The sequence below is a fragment of the Rouxiella badensis genome, assembly GCF_026967515.2.
Taxonomy (GTDB): Bacteria; Pseudomonadota; Gammaproteobacteria; order Enterobacterales; family Enterobacteriaceae; genus Rouxiella; species Rouxiella badensis.
Map to the genome: position 1 here is coordinate 3,489,559 of NZ_CP114062.1, position 17,807 is coordinate 3,507,365.

A 17,807-nucleotide genomic window follows, 5' to 3' on the forward strand; every position below is an offset into this window, starting at 1 on the left:
CGGATTTTAAGTATTTTTCACCTTTCTGTTACCGTGCTACAATTGAAATTGATATATGTCAACAAAGCGTAGTTTTGTTGAGTGGCAGTTTCGGTACTCGCTGTTATATTGCTGTTAATAGGGTTAGGATATGCGCCGCTCAAGGTACCAACGGGACTGCAGGAAGTGGTATCCCAACTGAGCAGGCGATGTTGTTGCCGTTGATGGAAAGTGTACCAAGAACGCGTTTACGTACTTTAGTCATGTCACGAGTGAAACCCGACAAGAAACTGTCAAATTCATCTGTATAACAAGGACTTCTGTACTCCTATTTTCTATTTGTTGGCAATCTTAGGTAGCAAAAATGCAGACCCCCCAAATTCTTATCGTCGAAGACGAATTAGTAACACGTAATACGCTAAAAAGTATTTTTGAAGCAGAAGGCTACGAAGTTTTTGAAGCCAACGATGGTGCCGAGATGCATCACGTACTGTCCGAAAACAATATCAACCTGGTGGTGATGGATATCAACCTGCCGGGAAAAAATGGCCTGTTGCTGGCGCGTGAACTGCGTGAACAGGCTAACGTCGCGCTGATGTTCCTGACCGGCCGCGATAACGAAGTCGATAAAATCCTTGGCCTGGAAATTGGTGCCGATGATTACATGACCAAGCCGTTCAACCCACGTGAATTGACCATCCGTGCGCGTAACCTGTTGACCCGTACCATGAATCTGAGCCCGGTGGGTGAAGAGCGTCGTCTGGTTGAGAGCTATCGTTTTAACGGTTGGGAGCTGGACATCAACAGCCGTTCACTGGTTAGCCCGGCGGGCGAACAGTACAAGCTGCCGCGCAGTGAATTCCGCGCGATGCTGCACTTCTGCGAAAATCCGGGCAAGATCCAGACCCGTGGCGATCTGCTGAAGAAAATGACCGGCCGTGAGCTGAAGCCTCATGACCGTACCGTTGACGTCACAATCCGTCGCATCCGTAAGCATTTCGAAGCGACGCCGGATACCCCAGAGATCATCGCCACTATTCACGGTGAAGGTTATCGCTTCTGCGGCGACCTGGAAGAGTGATCGTTGTCCCAGCCGCATCGTCGCGTTGGGAAATAGATTATCTATCAATGAGTTGAATCGTTAACACTCGGGTTGCCAACCGGTCTGTAACAGTTAAGAAGGCCAGCGAAAGCTGGCCTTTTCTTTTACGTAGCGTGAGCGACAGTCGCTTAGCGATTACCCCATGGGATAATCGGCACTGCGCTGATGGCGTTCTTCGGCGAACCGTCGACCACTTTGTCGGAATAGCTCAGATAAACCAGCGCATTTCGTTTTGGATCATAGAAACGCACGACCTGCAGCTTTTTGAATATCAAAGACGTTCTCTGTTTGAAAACCACGGTTCCCTTGTCACCGCCCTTCTTGATGTCGTCAGACACCTCGACCGGACCAATCTGCTGACAGGAGATGGCTGCGTCAGAGGTATCTTCAGCTAATCCAAGGCCGCCTTTAATGCCGCCCGTCTTGGCACGACTGATATAACAGGTTACATTTTTAACATCCGGATCGTCGAAAGCTTCGACCACAATTTTATGGTCCGGTCCAAAGAGTTTAAACACGGTATCCACAGAGCCAATCTGCTCCGCCTGTGCCGCTGCGGAACATAGCGACAACACTCCAAGTACAAAAATTAAACAATTTTTCATCGAGTTACCCCAAGTCATTTAGTTGACTGATAAACTAATCCTACCACTGTAACATCTTGCGCTGGCTCACAAAGTGAAAATGATTAAGCCATAATTTCTCCAAAATCGCACAGTATGCTAAAAAATATCTGCGAGTTTTAACGTTAAAAAATTGCTATCATGCACGGGTTAAATTACTACGCGCCTATATAAGTTCAACGAGGATGATCTATGGATCAAGCAGGAATCATTCGTGATCTTCTCAGCTGGTTAGAAACACACCTTGACCAGCCGTTATCACTCGACAACGTTGCAGCAAAAGCAGGCTACTCTAAATGGCACCTGCAGCGTATGTTCAAGGATGTCACGAATAATGCTATTGGTGCTTACATTCGGGCTCGCAGGCTTTCTAAAGCTGCAGTAGCACTGCGTCTGACCAGTCGGCCAATTCTCGATATTGCCCTGCAATACCGTTTTGACTCTCAGCAGACTTTCACCCGGGCTTTCAAAAAACAATTTGCACAAACACCTGCACTGTATCGTCGCTCTGAAGATTGGCACTCTTTCGGAATTTGTCCACCCATCCGTTTAGGTGCTTTCATTCTTCCGCAGCCGGAGTTTATCTCTATGCCGGAAAAACATCTGATTGGCGTGACGCAGAGCTATTCCTGTACGCTGGAACAAATTACAACCTACCGTAATGAAATGCGGGACCATTTCTGGCGTCAGTACATTGGTGAAACAACAGAATTACCGCCACTTCTTTATGGTCTTCATCATTCAAGACCAAGCCAGGAAAAAGATGACGAGCAGGAAGTGATGTATACCACCGCCATTGAGCCAAGCCATCTGACCGACAATATGCCGGAAGGAAAAGAAATTGTGCTCAACGAAGGTGAATACGCCATGTTCCGCTTCAAAGGTTCACCGGAAGGGCTTCAGGAGTTTATCCTGACGCTGTACACCACCTGCCTGCCGACGCTGAAACTTACCCGTCGTAAAGGTCAGGACATCGAGCGTTTCCATCCAATGCGTAAAACCATGGGAACCGAGCCGCCGAAAGAAATGGATTGTGATTACCTCATCCCTATCCGCCGCTAAAAGTAATCAGACGCGACAGGATTCATCCTCCTGCCTGCGCCTGTTTATTCGCTATACCAGCTCGTTATGAGATTAACGCTGTAATTCGTCTAACGCGGGCTGATCCAGATGCGCAATATCGCCTGCCGTTTCAACAATCCATCCTGACGCCAACCACGCACTTTGCTGATGATCGACGCGTGAGATAGAACAGTTACGCAAACGCAAACGACGCTCGGCGTACGGCGGCAGTCCCAGAATGGTGCTGATAAGACAGCCCAACGCAATACCGTGACTCACCAGCAACGGCTTGCTGCCTTCCGGCAGATTCAGGCAGTCGTCGAGTGCCTGACGCATACGCGACGCCAGCTCGTTCATGGTCTCGCCTTGCGGAATACGTCCCTCCGGCGTGCCATCGACCATCTGCTTGCGCCATGTCTCTTCCTGCGGCGTCAGGCCGTCGAGATGACGAGTTTCCAGCACGCCCATATGCAGTTCACGCAGGCGCGGGTCCGTAATGACTTCACAACCACAGGCATCGGCGATAATTTCTGCTGTACGTTTCGTGCGTCCTAGATCGCTGGCAATCACATGTGTGATACCCTCATTGCGCACCCTTTCGGCGACTTGCTGTGCCTGAAAGACCCCTTTTTCGGTCAACGGGCTGTCAGATTGTCCCTGAATACGGCGTGCTGCATTCCATTCGGTTTCGCCATGACGGACGAGATATACCTGTAACATGAGTTTTTTCCGTTATACTGCGTGAAATAAGCTAAGGACAATGAAATCTATGTATCACGTTATCGCTGCTACGACCAACCCAGCAAAAATTAACGCAATTGCCATGGCTTTTGAGGACATTTTCGGTGCCGATTCTTTCCGCATTGAAGGCATCGACGTCGACAGCGGCGTTCCCGAACAGCCTATTGGCAGTCTCGAAACCCGTACGGGTGCACGACATCGCGTCATCAGCGCACGCCAAATCCGCCCCGAGGCGGATTTCTGGGTCGGGATAGAAGCTGGAATCGAAGACAACATGACTTTCGCGTGGATGGTGATTGAAAACATGCATCAACGCGGCGAATCGCGCTCTGCCAGCCTGATGTTGCCTGAAATTATATTACAGGAGATAGGTCAGGGGAGTGAATTGGGCGACGAAATGGAAAAACTCTCGGGCATTGCCGAAGTTAAACGCAAGGGGGGAGCGATTGGTATCTTTACCGCCGGGAAGCTAACGCGTACCAGCGTGTATCATCAGGCGCTGGTGTTGGCCCTTGCGCCCTTCCATAATGCGATTTACCAGACACGTTCACAGACGCACTAACGTCTGCCTGCGCAGGCTACGACTGCGTTGTGTCGTCGTCCGCTGATAGTAAACGCGCCGCCAGCCAGGCCTTGAGCTCAGGCGGTGCGGATTTCAGCCCATTTGAGCCTCGCGTAATCGTTGCAATACCCGCACCCAGCTGGTTTTTGAGTTCGCGCTGACTCAACTCTCCCCTCATCAATTCTTCAATGATCCTCAAACGCGTTCCCAGCGCAGTGCGCTCGTCGGGCGTAAGAAAAAGCTGAAGCAGGGAATTTTGCAGATTTTCAGCAAAAGATTGCTGTAGCAATGCCAGAAAGCATTGCCAGTCCTCATTGCCTTGTTGGGAAAGAGCCGGGTCATTCAAAGAAATTTGTGCCATGGATACGCTGCCACACTATTAAACTAGTACAGCAGCATACCATAGTGGCGCAAAGATCAATAACGCCTCTGCCACTCCGCGTCGGTTAAGACTTTGGCTGGCTGATGTAAAAAGTAGCGATAAAACGCATCATACGCTAACACATTTTTAACATATCGGCGAGTTTCAGAGAAAGGAATACTTTCTATAAATGCGACGGCGTCCACGCGTCCTTCGGTATTGCCCAGCCAGGTATTCACTCGGCCCGGACCCGCATTATAGGCGGCACTCGACAAGATACGGTTGCGGCCAAACATCTGATAGACATATTCCAAATACCCGGTACCAATGGTGATATTGGTTTGCGGATCAAGCAGCTGGCTGCTGTTGGTATAGCCAGGAATACCGTTCATCTGCACCGTATGCTCCGCCGTGGCAGGCATTAATTGCATCAGGCCTGCGGCACCGACCGGCGAACGCGCCGCCGGATTCCAGGCGCTTTCCTGACGGGCAATCGCCATCGCGTAGCTCTGAGTAATGCCTTTATTTTCAGTTGCCTGGCGGAATTCCGGTGACCAGGCCAGTGGGAAGCGCTCCTGCAAATAATCCCACAGTTTACCGGCGATAGTGGCCTGCACACTCAGCTCGGGCCAGCCTTTCTCGTAGGCGTAACGGGCCAGTGCCTCCTGCTGTGTTTTACTGCGGCTCTGCACCAGATACGTCCATTCAGTGCGCGCCAGATTATCCATATTCCAATAGAGTAGCTCGCGCACGCGGGCTATCTCCGGCGACTTATCCAGGCTAGCGTCAGGCCTTGCGGCCACGGAAATGGTCATGGGATAAGCGACATTGAGCTTTTGTGCCGCCGCCATCGGATAGAAACCACGGCCCTGCATCAGGGTGCGTAGAATGCTTTCACCCTCGGTACGACGGCCTTGATCGATGAGCAGCGCGGCGTGCCAGTAGCGCCATTCATCTTCCTGCATCGCGTCCGCTGGAAGCTGCTGCATCCAGCGCGCCAGCCCCTGACGGTCACCGGCAGCCAGAGACATACGAATGCGGCGTTCAACCAGCGAGGTGGAGTGACTGCGAAGGATGACGTTGTCGCGCCACGCGGCCTGTTCTGGCGTCGCATCGCTGCCCATATACTGCCAGGCAACGGTCTCTTCCAGACCGAGGCGATCGCCATCGTCCATTTTTTGCAGCCGCGCCAGGATAGGCAGCATCGAGCGTGCATTATCGGCGTTGTCACGCGCAACGCGGGCAAAGGCGATGCTCACGGCATTGCGGGTAAAGTCGGTCGGTCCAACGGTACGCGCAAAGCTTTCGACGGTATTGGGATCGTTTTGCAGTGCCACCAGCGCGTCACTCATCGTCTGGTAGTCCGACGGCAGCTGTTTGGCGAGATAGGTCACTAGGCTGCTATTACCCGCCTTCATCGCCAGAGCGATGCGCTGTAGCGTCGTCAGCGCGGTCTGATTACCGGCTTGTTGCCATACGGTGAAAAGCTTATCGCAGGTGCCCGGCAGCGAGGTGCCGGTCAACCAGATATCTTTAGCGCCATCGAATGCGACCTGCTGTTGGCCGGTAGACCACTTGGCGAAATAGTAGTTGCAGCGTGCGGCAACCGGCCGCGGCGCCTGCGGGCTGAAGGAGAGCAGCCCCTGCCAGTCCTGACGCCTCGCCAGTTCGTTGACAAAGCGCGCAGGCAGCGAACGCGCAGGCGGCAGTGTGGGGTTGGCCTTGACGAAGGCCGTAATCTGCTGCGGCGTCACCAGGGCAATATCCTGCGTTAGCTGGCGGTATTCCAGATAAGGATATAAAGGATAATCTGTCAGAGTGGGCATCAGCTGGCTCACAACGTCGAGCTGATTGGCATCCCAGGCCTGCTTGATCTGCATGTAACGCTGGCGCTGTGCATCCAGAGAGTCAGCGTGGGCTGCGCCCGCTGCCGACACTAACAACAGTCCCACCGTCAAAAATCGCCACTTGTCCGCCTTGACCATACTTACCTTTATCCTCGCTGGTTGTGTTGCTGACTGCTTGCCCATAAAAAATAGGCCCTGATGACAAAAATGCACAGTCGTCATTGATAGACATTGTATACGCTAATCTATTCGCCCCAAGAAATGAAGAAATGCCCTTCCCACGCCGCAAACTTTACACAGTTTGAAGAACACCCCGATATCTCGCCACCTTACTCAGGCCGACTCTCAGGGTGGCCTGCCCTAAAACCTGATTAATTCCTGAAATAAGGAGAATTAAGTTCTCGGATACAGGCCAAAAGTTATCATCGCCGAGTGATTAAAAAATAGCCGGATTAACATATTGAATATGATGAAAAAAGCGAGCAACAGGCCGTTAAAAACCTTGCTCATTTTAATGCTTTTATCGGCTGCGGCCCTCGGCATTTATGGGGTGAGCGGGGGATTGAAGGCCACCGAACCTGAGTATGTTACCGCTAAGGTGAAGCGCGGCGACATCGAGAACGCCGTGCTCGCCACCGGCAAGCTCGACGCGTTCGAGCGCGTTGACGTCGGTGCACAGGTCACCGGTGAGGTCACCTCTCTAAAGGTCAAAATGGGAGACGCCGTCGTCAAGGGCCAGTTGCTGGCCGAAATCGACTCCCTGCAACAGCGTAACAACTTACGCAACGCCGAAGCCGCGCTCAACGTCATCCGCGCGAACAAAAAAGCCAAGCAGGCACAGCTTGCTCAGGCCAACGCCCAGTTTATTCGTCAAAAACGCATGCTGAGCCAGCAGGCCAGCTCGCGTGAAGAACTGGAGAACGCCGACATGGCTCTCAAGATGACCCGCGCAGAGCGGGTAGCGATTGAGTCCCAATTAGTGCAGGCGCAAATCGAGGTCGACAAAAAGAAGCTGGATCTGAGCTACACCAAAGTACTGGCACCGAAAAAAGGCATCGTCATCGCCATTGTCGCGCAGCAGGGCCAGACCCTGAACGCCAGCCAGAATGCGCCGACCGTCGTGAAACTCGCCCAACTCGACGTGATGACCATCAAGGTGCAGATCTCAGAGGCAGATATCACCCGTGTCCGTCAAGGGCAGAAGGCCTATTTCTCGACCTTCGCCGAGCCTGGCAAACGTTACGATGCCCAGCTGCGCGTGATTGAGCTTGCGCCAGAATCCATTATGAAACAAGAGAGTAGCGGACAGGCAAGCCCGGTATCCGCTGCGGCCAACGGTTCGGTGTATTACAACGCACTGCTCGACGTGCCCAATCCCGAGAATCGGCTGCGCATCGCCATGACTGCGCAGGTCACGCTGCCCTTGCAGGAGGCGAAGAATGTGCTGCTGATCCCCGCGCGAGCGGTTACCAGGGTCAACGATAAGCTGCAACAGGTCGAGGTGCTCAACAAAAATGGCCAAAAAGAACGGCGCGACGTGCAGACCGGCATCACCAACAGCGTGGATATCGAAATCACTCAGGGGCTTAAAATAGGTGAGGTAGTGGTACTAAACGCCGGGCTAGTGAGACAGACGTCCGAAGACGACGCGGTAATTTACCAGTGACAACCTCTGAGCAAGCCCTCATCGTGCTTAAAGGCGTCTCTCGCGTCTTCGCCAGCGGGACCTCTTCAATCACCGTGCTTAACAACATCACGCTCGAGGTCGCCGCCGGTGAAATGGTGGCTATCATGGGCACCTCGGGTTCCGGCAAATCCACGCTGATGAACATCATCGGCTGTCTGGATGTCGCCACATCTGGCGAGCTTTACTTCGACGGGCAAAACACCGCCCAACTCTCCGCTGATGCACTCGCCGCCCTGCGCCGCGAACACATAGGTTTTATCTTCCAGCGCTATCACCTGATGCCGGATATCAGCGCGCTCGCCAACGTCGAGATCCCGGCAATTTATGCCAACGTCTCACGCATTAACCGCCGTGAGCGCGCCAGTGCCCTGCTGTCACGTCTTGGTCTGGCAGGACGCGAGCATCACCGCCCGGGTCAGCTCTCGGGTGGGCAACAGCAGCGGGTCAGCATTTGCCGGGCGCTTATCAACGGCGGAGAAATTATTCTGGCCGATGAACCGACCGGCGCGCTCGACTCGACCTCTGGGCAGGAAGTACTCCAGATCCTTGACGAGCTGCACCAACTCGGCCATACGGTCATTATCGTTACCCACGACATCAACGTGGCGCGTCAGGCACAGCGGGTTATCACCCTGCGCGACGGAGAGGTGGTGTCTGATACCGGCAAACATGCGCCGAATCCGGCCACCCTGCCGAAAAAAACCTCTGAACGGCAAAGCCATTGGCTGAGAGGCCTCGAACGAGCGCAGAACGCCCTGCTGATGGCCCTAAAAGCCATGAATGCGCATCGACTGCGAACCCTGCTGACCATGGCGGGCATCATTTTCGGCATTGCCGCCGTGGTGACCGTCGCCGCACTGGGCGAAGGCGCTAAACAGAAAACGCTGGAAGAAATTGAGGGGCTTGGCGCAAACGTCATTACTCTCTTTCCGGGCGACAACTTTTATCGCACTGGGCCGCTGGTAAATCCTGTTCTCAGGGTGACGGATGCCGAAGCCATCGCCGCCCTCAACGATGTCGACGGCGTCAGCCCCGAAATTTCCGACACCAAACAGGTTGTTTTCCGCCAGCAAACGGCCTCAAGCACGGTGACCGGCGTGGGGCGCGATTATTTTCGTATCAACGGAATAGAAATTTTACAGGGCACCGTTTTTCAAAACGATCGCAGCGCGTTACAGGAAGGCGTTATTGACGAAAACCTGCGTAATATCCTGTTCCCGAAGGACCGTCAGGACCCGTTGGGACAGGTTATTTATCTCGGCGTCCTGCCGATGAGAATAGTCGGCGTCGCGTCGAGCTATAAACACGCGCCGCCGAACGCCAGCTACGTCTGGATCCCCTATTCCACGGTATTTCAGCGCATGTCCGCGCAGCAGACCCTCGGCAGTATCAGCGTAAAACTTAAAGACAGCGCCGACAGCGTGGCGGCAGTAGAGGCCATAAAACGGCTGCTTGTCCAGCGCCACGGGGCCAAGGACTTCATGATTTTCAATCAGGACCAATACCGTAAATCACGAGAACGCACCTCGACAATATTCAGCCTGCTTATCCTGATGGTTGCCGCCATCTCGCTGACCATCGGCAGCCTCGGGGTCATGAATATCATGTTAGTCTCCGTCACCGAACGCACTCATGAGATTGGCGTGCGGATGGCCGTTGGCGCACGTCGCAGTGACATCATGCAGCAGTTTATTGTCGAGGCGGTGCTGGTTTGCATCACCGGTGGGGTGTTGGGCATTGCGCTGTCGCTGGCGGTTGGCCCGCTGTTTAATACCTTGGGCAACGGCGCGTTGAACGCGATTTTCTCATGGCAGACAGCGGCGATTGCCTTCTGCTGCTCGACCCTCATTGGAATGATTTTCGGCTATCTGCCGGCTCACAAAGCCGCACGGATGGATCCAGTCATTTCGCTGGCAAGCGAATAAATGATGAAACTGTCCCTTCGAGTCTGTTTCCTGTCGATAGCCTGCCTGCTCGTCGGCTGCGGCACGTGGGTCAAAAGTGACTTCACACCTCCGGTCGTGCACTACCCTCCTCAGTGGCAATCGGTTGAGTCAGGTCAGGCTTTACCCGCTATTTTTGCCTGGCATGATTTTCACGATCCTCGCCTTGAGCGCTGGATTGCGCGGGTGCAGAAAAGTAATCCCGATCTCGCATTAGCCGCGCTGCGGCTTTATCAAGCCAGACTGGCGGCGCAGGAGACCGATATTTCTCAGGTAGAGAAACTGCAGCTTGGCCTCACGACCGGAACGACGCGGGCACTTTCTCGGTCCGAAAGTACCGCTAAAAGCAGCAGCGTCCGCCTGGCGACCGGCTATGAACTGGACCTGTGGGGAAAAATCGCGCGCCAAAAAGACGCTACAGAATGGGAGAAACAGGCCAGCGAGCAGGACCTGCGGGCCGCGCGCCTGTCTCTTCTTGCCACCGCCAGCCAATATTACTGGCAGCGCGCTTCTCTGAATAGGCGCCTGAGCATTGCGCATCAAGAGATTGAATATGCGGAGAAAACCCTACAGCTGGCGAATGTACGCTTTGCCGCAGGCAAAACCGCTCAGCTCGACACACTCGACGCGCATCGGGGATTGCTGGAGCAGCAAAACGTCCTGGTACAGTTGCAGAATGAACGCGACCAGGTCGTCAATCTGCAAACGTTACTGCTCGGTGCACCGCCCGGCACCGTCATTGAAGAACCCACACCGCTGGCTTATCGCTATCTCCCTACGGTGAATTCAGGCATCTCCGCCGCCGTGCTGCAAAACCGCCCCGACGTAAAGGCACAGGAGCTTCGCTTGCGTAACACATTGAACCAGAAAGACATTAAACGGCTCGACTATTACCCTTCGCTCAGCTTGACCGCCACGCTCGGCACCAGCAGCGCGCTGTTGGGCAAATTACTGAGCAACCCAATGGGTGCCTTGGGCGCAGGCCTCTCCCTGCCGTTCGTTGAATGGCGAAAAATGAATCTGCAAATAGAGACGGCACAGAATGTCTTCGAGCAAAAAAGCCTGCTGTTTAGTCAGACGCTGTACCAGGCAATGCGCGAAGTTGACGACAGCCTTTCCAGGCACGAAACCTTAAAGGCAGAACAGCAAACGCGGCAACGTATACTTGCGCTGAGCCGCCAATCGGAATATCTGTATGAAGTACGCTACCGCGAAGGCGCGGGCAAGCTTGCTGACCTGCTCGATGCCCGACAGCGTAGACGCCTGGCCGAATTGGCCGTGGAGGCAAACCTGCTGATCCAGTACCAAAATCTTGCGCAGATCTATTTGGCTCTGGGGGGTGAGAGTTAGGCTGAAACAGGCTAAACTTCGCAGTCAGAACAACTATCAGTCTTGCCGCAGTCAGGCGCGGCTGAATTCAATCTGCCGGAGTGCGCACAGCGTCAACCTGACCTGTTTACAGCAACCGGCCTGCAAGCAAGAGGCTCAAAACAACGTGGCTCAATACGTATACAGCATGCATCGCCTTGGCAAAGTCGTCCCGCCAAAGCGTCATATCCTTAAGAACATCTCCCTGAGTTTCTTCCCGGGTGCAAAAATCGGCGTTCTCGGCCTTAACGGTGCAGGTAAGTCAACGCTGCTGCGCATCATGGCCGGTATTGATACCGACATCGAAGGTGAAGCACGCCCACAGCCAGGCCTGAAAATCGGTTATCTGCCGCAGGAACCTAAGCTTAATCTGGAGCAGACCGTTCGCGAATCGGTTGAAGAAGCCGTCGCTGAAGTGGTTGGCGCACTGAAACGTCTGGACGAAGTGTACGCGCTGTACGCAGACCCAGACGCCGACTTCGACAAGCTGGCCGCTGAACAGGGTAAGCTGGAAGAGATTATTCAAGCGCACGATGGCCATAACCTGAACGCACAGCTCGAGCGTGCCGCCGATGCACTGCGCCTGCCGGACTGGGACGCAAAAATTGCCAACCTGTCGGGTGGTGAGCGTCGCCGCGTGGCCCTGTGCCGCCTTCTGCTCGAAAAGCCGGAAATGCTGCTGCTCGACGAACCTACCAACCACCTGGATGCCGAATCCGTAGCCTGGCTGGAACGCTTCCTCCACGACTTCGAAGGTACCGTAGTGGCTATCACCCACGACCGTTACTTCCTCGATAACGTCGCGGGCTGGATCCTTGAACTTGACCGTGGTGAAGGTATTCCATGGGAAGGCAACTACTCTTCCTGGCTTGAGCAGAAAGACGAACGTCTGGCACAGGAAGCCTCTTCCGAAGCCGCGCGTCGCAAGTCTATCGAGAAAGAGCTGGAGTGGGTGCGCAAAGGTGCCAAAGGCCAACAGTCTAAAGGCAAGGCGCGTCTGGCACGCTTCGAAGAGCTGAACAACACCGAATACCAGAAACGTAACGAAACCAACGAACTGTTCATTCCACCAGGTCCGCGCCTGGGTGACAAAGTTGTTGAAGTCACTAACCTGAGCAAGGCTTACGGTGACCGCATTCTGATTGACGATCTGTCCTTCTCGGTACCGAAAGGCGCCATCGTCGGCATCATCGGCCCTAACGGTGCGGGTAAATCGACCCTGTTCCGTATGATGTCAGGTCAGGAACAGCCGACCGGCGGTAACATCGAGCTGGGCGAAACCGTCAAGCTGGCCTCTGTCGATCAGTTCCGTGATGCAATGGACAACAGCAAAACCGTGTGGGAAGAAGTTTCCGGCGGTCAGGACATCATGCGTATCGGTACTACCGAAATGCCAAGCCGCGCCTACGTTGGCCGCTTTAACTTTAAAGGCGTCGATCAGGGCAAACGCGTTGGCGAACTGTCCGGTGGTGAGCGCGGTCGTCTGCACCTGGCCAAGCTGCTACAGGTTGGCGGCAACATGCTGCTGCTCGATGAACCGACCAACGACCTGGATATCGAAACCCTGCGCGCGCTGGAAAACGCCCTGCTGGAGTTCCCGGGCTGTGCGATGGTTATTTCCCACGACCGTTGGTTCCTCGACCGTATCGCGACCCACATCCTCGACTATCAGGATGAAGGCAAAGTTGAATTCTTCGAAGGTAACTTTACCGAATACGAAGAATACAAGAAGCGTACCCTGGGTGCCGATGCCCTGGAACCACGCCGTATCAAGTACAAGAAGATCGCTAAATAATCTTTATTTAATCAGATACCTAGATACAAAACCCGGACGCAGTCAGTCCGGGTTTTTTATTGCCTACAGCGGCGTCTGGTAGTGTTCTGCAAAGGCGTAGTCGTTGAGCATAAAATCGATAAAACAGGCCAACGCAGGCGAATTGAGCTTACGGCTCGGATAGACCAGATACAGCGAATTGCTCTCCGCCTCCCACTCGGGCAGCACTCTCACCAACAGCCCCTTACGCACTTCTTCGCGGCACATAAAGGCAGGCAGCAGCGTGATCCCTGCCCCGGCAATCGCACATTCCCGTGCATACAGCAGGTTATCGGTGTGATGTGCGGGCGGCAGCACCCAGCGGTGATAGCTGTCACCGCGGCGTAGGATCCACTCCTTCCACGCCTGATGGCCGATACAGCTGTGCGTCTCCAACTGCTGAGGCAAGGTGAGAGGCGGATGCTGAGCGAGATAGTCTGGTGCGGCCAGCAGGTAGCGCGGCCCTTCACCGAGCGAGCGACCAATCAACGATGAGTCCTGCGGTTTACCGCTCCTGAGCGCAACGTCGAAGCCTTCCTGTACCAAATCAATCAACTGATCCGACACCGAGACCTCAAGCGAGACGTCGGGATAACGTTTCGAAAACTCGGCGTTCATCCTCGCTAGCAGCGTGGCACCTAACCCGGCCGGGCTGGTGATGCGCAGGCGTCCACTGGGGTTATCCTTGAGGCGCAGAATCGCCAGCTCGGCGCGCTCGCTGGCCAACAGCATCTCCTGACAGTGCACCAGATAACGTTCTCCGGCAAAGGTCAGGTTCAATTGCCGCGTGGTGCGATTCAACAGCCGCATCCCCAGTCCCTGCTCAAGCTGGCTAACGCGCTGACTCACGCTCGACTTAGGCAAACCGGCCCTTTTCGCCGCCAGCGTGAAGCTGCCGGTTTCGGCCACCAGCGCAAACAGCGCCATATCCTGCAGTTGCTTAAACACAATTGTTCACCTCAGACGAACACTTTGTTAATTATTGTCCATCTTATCAGCTTGGCTCTCGGCCGCTACACTGGTGTTATTGAAGAAAACCCAGACACCTTATTGGAGTGACATCATGACTATTAAAGCGATTGCCGTTGACCCTAAAAATCCCCAGCAGTTTATTGCCCTCGAGCTACCGCAGCCAGAAGTGGGTGAAAATGACCTGCTGGTTGAGATTAAAGCCGTCTCCATCAACCCGGTAGATACCAAAGTTCACAAAGGGGCGGTTAAAAACGGCCTCGAAGCCCCCAAAGTATTGGGCTGGGATGCAAGCGGCGTCGTGAAGGCCGTGGGCAAAAGCGCGAGCGGATTCAGCATTGGCGACGAAGTTTGGTATGCGGGCGATATTACCCGTTCGGGCAGCAACGCCAGCGAGCAGCTGATCGACTACCGCATCGTGGCGAAAAAGCCGACCTCGTTAAACTGGGCGGAAGCAGCGGCGATGCCGTTGACCGCGCTGACTGCCTGGGAAGGTCTGTTCGAGCATCTGCACATTCAGGACGCCGATGCCGATAAAACCCTACTGATCGTTGGCGGTGCCGGTGGCGTAGGTTCGCTGGCTATCCCCTTCGCCGCCCAACGTAGCAAAGTCAAAGTGATCGCGACCGCCTCTCGCCCAGAGTCAGCGGCCTGGTGCATCGAGCGTGGCGCGGACCTGACCGTGAACTACCAGGATTTAGTCGGAGAACTTGCAAAACATGATATCAAACAGGTCGATTACATCTTCTGCCTGAATGATACCGACGGCCACTGGGAAGCGATTGGCAAGCTTATCGCCCCGCTCGGCAAAATCTGCACTATCGTCGAGAACAGCAAGCCGCTTGATCAAAACCAGCTCAAGCTGAAAAGCGCCTCGCTGCACTGGGAATTCATGTTCACCCGCAGCATGTACACCACGCCGGACATCGGCGAGCAGGGTAAAATCCTGCAGCAGGTGGCCGATTTGGTTGACGCCGGCAAGGTAAAAACCACCCTGACCGATACGCTGACGGGTCTTTCTGTCGCAAGCATTCAGGCGGCGCATGACAAGGTGCTCGACGGCCATATGCAGGGCAAAGTTGTGGTGGCTTTCTAAATCGTGACGTTCTAAATAGTGACTGTGCATTTTCCCCAAGGCTGCCCTCGTGCGGCCTTTTTTTGCGACGGCGTTTTATCTGCCCCGCAAAGTGACCCTCTTCACAAAGCGCAGGGTTTTAAATTAAATAAAACCGACATCCTTAATACAGATCACAAAGGGGCCATTATTTTTGAACAAAAATAAAATTCTCAGCACATTGATAAAAAGAGGGACTGTTGATGAATGGCAAAAAAGTAGCGGTTATTCTTTCCGGCTGCGGCGTATATGACGGTGCCGATGTCAATGAAGTCGTGCTGACCCTTCTGGCGCTCGAGAGCAGTCAGGTGACTTATCAATGCTTTGCGCCCGATATGCTGCATCACCATATAATTAATCACATTACCGGTGAAGTGTCGCATCAGGAAAGAAACGTGCTGGTTGAGGCGGCAAGGATGGTTCGCGGCGAAATTAAAGCCGTTGCCGAATGCCACAGTCGCGAATTCAGCGCCGTTATCGTACTGGGCGGTGCCGGTGTTGCCATCAACCTCTCTGACTTTGCGTTCAAAGGTCCCGACTGCGATATCCACAGCGAGACGTTAGAGGTTCTCAACAGTTTCAAAGACGAGAACAAGCCGGCCGGATACCTTTCGATTGCGCCAGTACTGGCCCCGCTGATTTATGGTGAAGGCGTAGAACTGACCATAGGCAATGACCGCGACACTATCGAAATTCTCGAGAGCATGGGCGCTGTACATAAACGCACGTCGTATGATGAAACGGTAGTGGACGTGAAAAACAGTCTGGTGACCACGCCCGCTTATATGGTGGCAACCAGCCTTATTGAAGCGAAGGCCGGTATCGACAAGCTGGTCAAAGAAGTGCTCTCTATGAGCATGAGCCCGCGATCCTACTTCCTGCACGCCGTTGGCTGAGGCCGTCCGCTTTGCGGGCCAGGACGACAAAAAGCCACCAACGACGTCGATCGTTGATGGCTTTTTTTATTCGCTGGATTTAACGTAACGCTTTCCATGCAAGATACGCCGCTACGCCCTTACCGGGTTCGTAGGCCGCGCTTTTGTAACCGCAGTAAGCGGTATAGGGGAAGCCTTTACACTGATAAAGTTTGCCGTTTCTCGCCGTCACAATATCACCCGCTTTATAAGCATGTCCGCGCTGGTAATTTGGATATTCAGGCTCAGGATTAGACGTTTCCTCATCAGTAATCCTGATATCCGCGTGAAGCGTCAAGGTGTTGGTATAAGCTTTGTCATTCCAGCCTTGCGCCGAGACAGTGAATACGCCTTGATAGTGCCCGGCTGGCAGAGATTCATTGTCCTCACTCATAAATTTCAGCACCAGCGAACTCTGATTCTGACCGCAGCTCACCGCACTGTTCATCGGCGCTTTGGCACAGCCAACGTCGCGCCAGGCGCGGATATTGACCTGATGATAATAACCTTGGTTCACATCGCGCAGGTTAAGTTGAATAATGCTGTGACCCTGACCTAAATCCCAGTCTGCGTCCGTCGGACCGGTCGCCGCCGACTGCTTCGGAACGGTATAACTCACGGAGCTGTCCTTCGCCTCATGCGACAGGTCAGGCAATTTCAGCTCATGCGTAGCATCGACGGTGGTCATGCTGGTAAAGGTGCGAACCTGCGGATATACGCTCTTAATCCACTGCGCATATTTAGCGACGCGAACGGCGTGAGAAGAGGTCATTGAGCCGCCCTTGGTGACACCGACGATGCTCCAGAATCCACGGTGATGCTGCCACCAGGCGCTGCCGCTGTCGCCCGGCGCGAGGCGTGCCCAGGCTTTGGAGTCTTGATTCGGATGGTAAGGCGCACTCAGGGCGTAATCCATCGCAAAGAGTTCATCGATAACGCTTTCGCCAGCAGCGCGTTTGGAGCCTTCCTGCGGCGCGAAGTCGTCCTGCGGTGACTGACCGTTTGCGGACACATCGCCGGTACCCCAGTTGCCATAGCCCAGGAAATTGACGGTATTATTTATTTCTTCACTGCCGTCATAGATCCACGGCTGACTCACAGGTTGCCCTTTGCTATCAAGCATGTCGGCTTTTTTGTTCAGTACCAGCATAGCGATATCGCTGCCGTTGCCGCCCATTTCTTCCGGCGGATTTATACGGTATGGCCCGGAATAATACACCCCATCCTCGGCGATAACCTTGCCGTTTTTATCCTTGAATTGACCCACGTAAGGCCCCTTCGCGGCGGTGGGTTCTTTCCAGTCGGCACAGTGGGCACCCGTTAAAATATAGCTCTTCTTGCCGTCTTTGCTGTCGCCCAACCAGGTAGCCGTACAGGCATAAATTTTACCTACCGCGTCAAAACGTGCGGATAACGCTTTTTCTCGCAGGGGGCCGTAAGCCATTTCAAGAGTATTAGGAATATTATTAACATCGCCGCCGTTTTTAATAAAAGTCGGGTGATTCATGACTACCGCATGGGAATATAAGGAGGTAAATGATGCAGTTAATAACAACATCACTTGTAATACAGGATTGAATTTCATATTGCTACCAGAGGATAATAAAATAAAATAACACTTTGAATTAAAAATAATTAAATACAAAGGCGTTTGATATGAAATAAGGTAGCATTATTAAAAGGTGAATAATATGAAGGCTATTTAAAATAGAAATATCTACT

Annotated in this window: 15 protein-coding genes; 9 read left to right on the top strand and 6 right to left on the bottom strand. The window is 53.7% G+C overall.

What is annotated here, in order from left to right; genetic code table 11:
* The first annotated feature begins 343 nt into the window (after positions 1-343).
* The gene (gene arcA, locus O1V65_RS16050; protein WP_017493010.1) at positions 344-1,060 is read left to right on the top strand and encodes a two-component system response regulator ArcA; all 717 of its coding nucleotides are present in this window, start codon (positions 344-346) and stop codon (positions 1,058-1,060) included.
* Positions 1,061-1,209: 149 nt separating this feature from the next.
* On the opposite strand, the gene creA is transcribed toward arcA, so the two are convergent.
* Complete coding sequence (gene creA / locus O1V65_RS16055; RefSeq protein WP_084911703.1) at positions 1,210-1,686, bottom strand: protein CreA; 477 nt, start codon at positions 1,684-1,686, stop codon at positions 1,210-1,212.
* A 210-nt stretch (positions 1,687-1,896) separates the two neighbouring features.
* On the opposite strand from creA, the gene robA reads away from it, so the two are divergent.
* The gene (gene robA / locus O1V65_RS16060) at positions 1,897-2,766 is read left to right on the top strand and encodes an MDR efflux pump AcrAB transcriptional activator RobA (protein WP_017493012.1); all 870 of its coding nucleotides are present in this window, start codon (positions 1,897-1,899) and stop codon (positions 2,764-2,766) included.
* A 72-nt stretch (positions 2,767-2,838) separates the two neighbouring features.
* Here robA and gpmB read toward each other — a convergent pair whose 3' ends face one another.
* Positions 2,839-3,486: a 2,3-diphosphoglycerate-dependent phosphoglycerate mutase GpmB gene (gene gpmB / locus O1V65_RS16065; protein ID WP_017493013.1), complete on the bottom strand. Its 648-nt coding sequence runs from the start codon at positions 3,484-3,486 to the stop codon at positions 2,839-2,841.
* A gap of 49 nt (positions 3,487-3,535) precedes the next feature.
* On the opposite strand from gpmB, the gene yjjX reads away from it, so the two are divergent.
* Positions 3,536-4,069 carry an inosine/xanthosine triphosphatase gene (gene yjjX, locus O1V65_RS16070; RefSeq protein ID WP_017493014.1) on the top strand — a complete coding sequence of 178 codons (534 nt, stop codon included), beginning with the start codon at positions 3,536-3,538 and terminating at the stop codon, positions 4,067-4,069.
* 16 nt (positions 4,070-4,085) lie between these two features.
* Here the strand turns inward: yjjX and trpR are convergent, their stop codons facing one another.
* Positions 4,086-4,430 carry a trp operon repressor gene (gene trpR / locus O1V65_RS16075; RefSeq protein ID WP_269129876.1) on the bottom strand — a complete coding sequence of 115 codons (345 nt, stop codon included), beginning with the start codon at positions 4,428-4,430 and terminating at the stop codon, positions 4,086-4,088.
* A gap of 56 nt (positions 4,431-4,486) precedes the next feature.
* On the bottom strand, positions 4,487-6,415 hold the full coding sequence (sltY, locus tag O1V65_RS16080; protein ID WP_017493016.1) for a murein transglycosylase: 1,929 nt from the start codon (positions 6,413-6,415) through the stop codon (positions 4,487-4,489).
* 328 nt (positions 6,416-6,743) lie between these two features.
* Here sltY and O1V65_RS16085 point away from each other — a divergent pair, with 328 nt between their 5' ends.
* The 4 genes from O1V65_RS16085 (at position 6,744) to ettA (ending at position 13,070) form a co-directional block, all read left to right on the top strand.
* A complete protein-coding gene (locus O1V65_RS16085; protein WP_165429812.1) occupies positions 6,744-7,943 on the top strand; it encodes an efflux RND transporter periplasmic adaptor subunit in 1,200 nt (399 codons plus the stop codon).
* Positions 7,940-9,889 (top strand): ABC transporter permease, encoded by a 1,950-nt coding sequence (locus tag O1V65_RS16090; RefSeq protein WP_269129877.1) that lies wholly within the window; start codon positions 7,940-7,942, stop codon positions 9,887-9,889. The genes O1V65_RS16085 and O1V65_RS16090 overlap by 4 nt, the downstream gene beginning before the upstream one ends.
* Entirely contained in the window at positions 9,890-11,257 is a 1,368-nt protein-coding gene (locus tag O1V65_RS16095) for a TolC family protein (RefSeq protein ID WP_269129878.1), read from the top strand.
* 145 nt (positions 11,258-11,402) lie between these two features.
* Positions 11,403-13,070 carry an energy-dependent translational throttle protein EttA gene (ettA, locus tag O1V65_RS16100; protein WP_026110843.1) on the top strand — a complete coding sequence of 556 codons (1,668 nt, stop codon included), beginning with the start codon at positions 11,403-11,405 and terminating at the stop codon, positions 13,068-13,070.
* 63 nt (positions 13,071-13,133) lie between these two features.
* Here ettA and O1V65_RS16105 read toward each other — a convergent pair whose 3' ends face one another.
* A complete protein-coding gene (locus O1V65_RS16105) occupies positions 13,134-14,036 on the bottom strand; it encodes a LysR family transcriptional regulator (RefSeq protein ID WP_084911695.1) in 903 nt (300 codons plus the stop codon).
* A gap of 115 nt (positions 14,037-14,151) precedes the next feature.
* Between O1V65_RS16105 and O1V65_RS16110 the strand changes: the two genes are divergently transcribed.
* Positions 14,152-15,153, top strand: coding sequence for a zinc-binding alcohol dehydrogenase family protein (locus tag O1V65_RS16110; protein ID WP_165429814.1), 1,002 nt, complete (start codon positions 14,152-14,154; stop codon positions 15,151-15,153).
* Between the two features lie 221 nt (positions 15,154-15,374).
* Positions 15,375-16,067: an isoprenoid biosynthesis glyoxalase ElbB gene (elbB, locus tag O1V65_RS16115; protein ID WP_017494270.1), complete on the top strand. Its 693-nt coding sequence runs from the start codon at positions 15,375-15,377 to the stop codon at positions 16,065-16,067.
* 79 nt (positions 16,068-16,146) lie between these two features.
* On the opposite strand, the gene O1V65_RS16120 is transcribed toward elbB, so the two are convergent.
* A complete protein-coding gene (locus tag O1V65_RS16120; protein ID WP_084911691.1) occupies positions 16,147-17,592 on the bottom strand; it encodes a trypsin-like serine protease in 1,446 nt (481 codons plus the stop codon).
* Between the last annotated feature and the right edge of the window lie 215 nt (positions 17,593-17,807).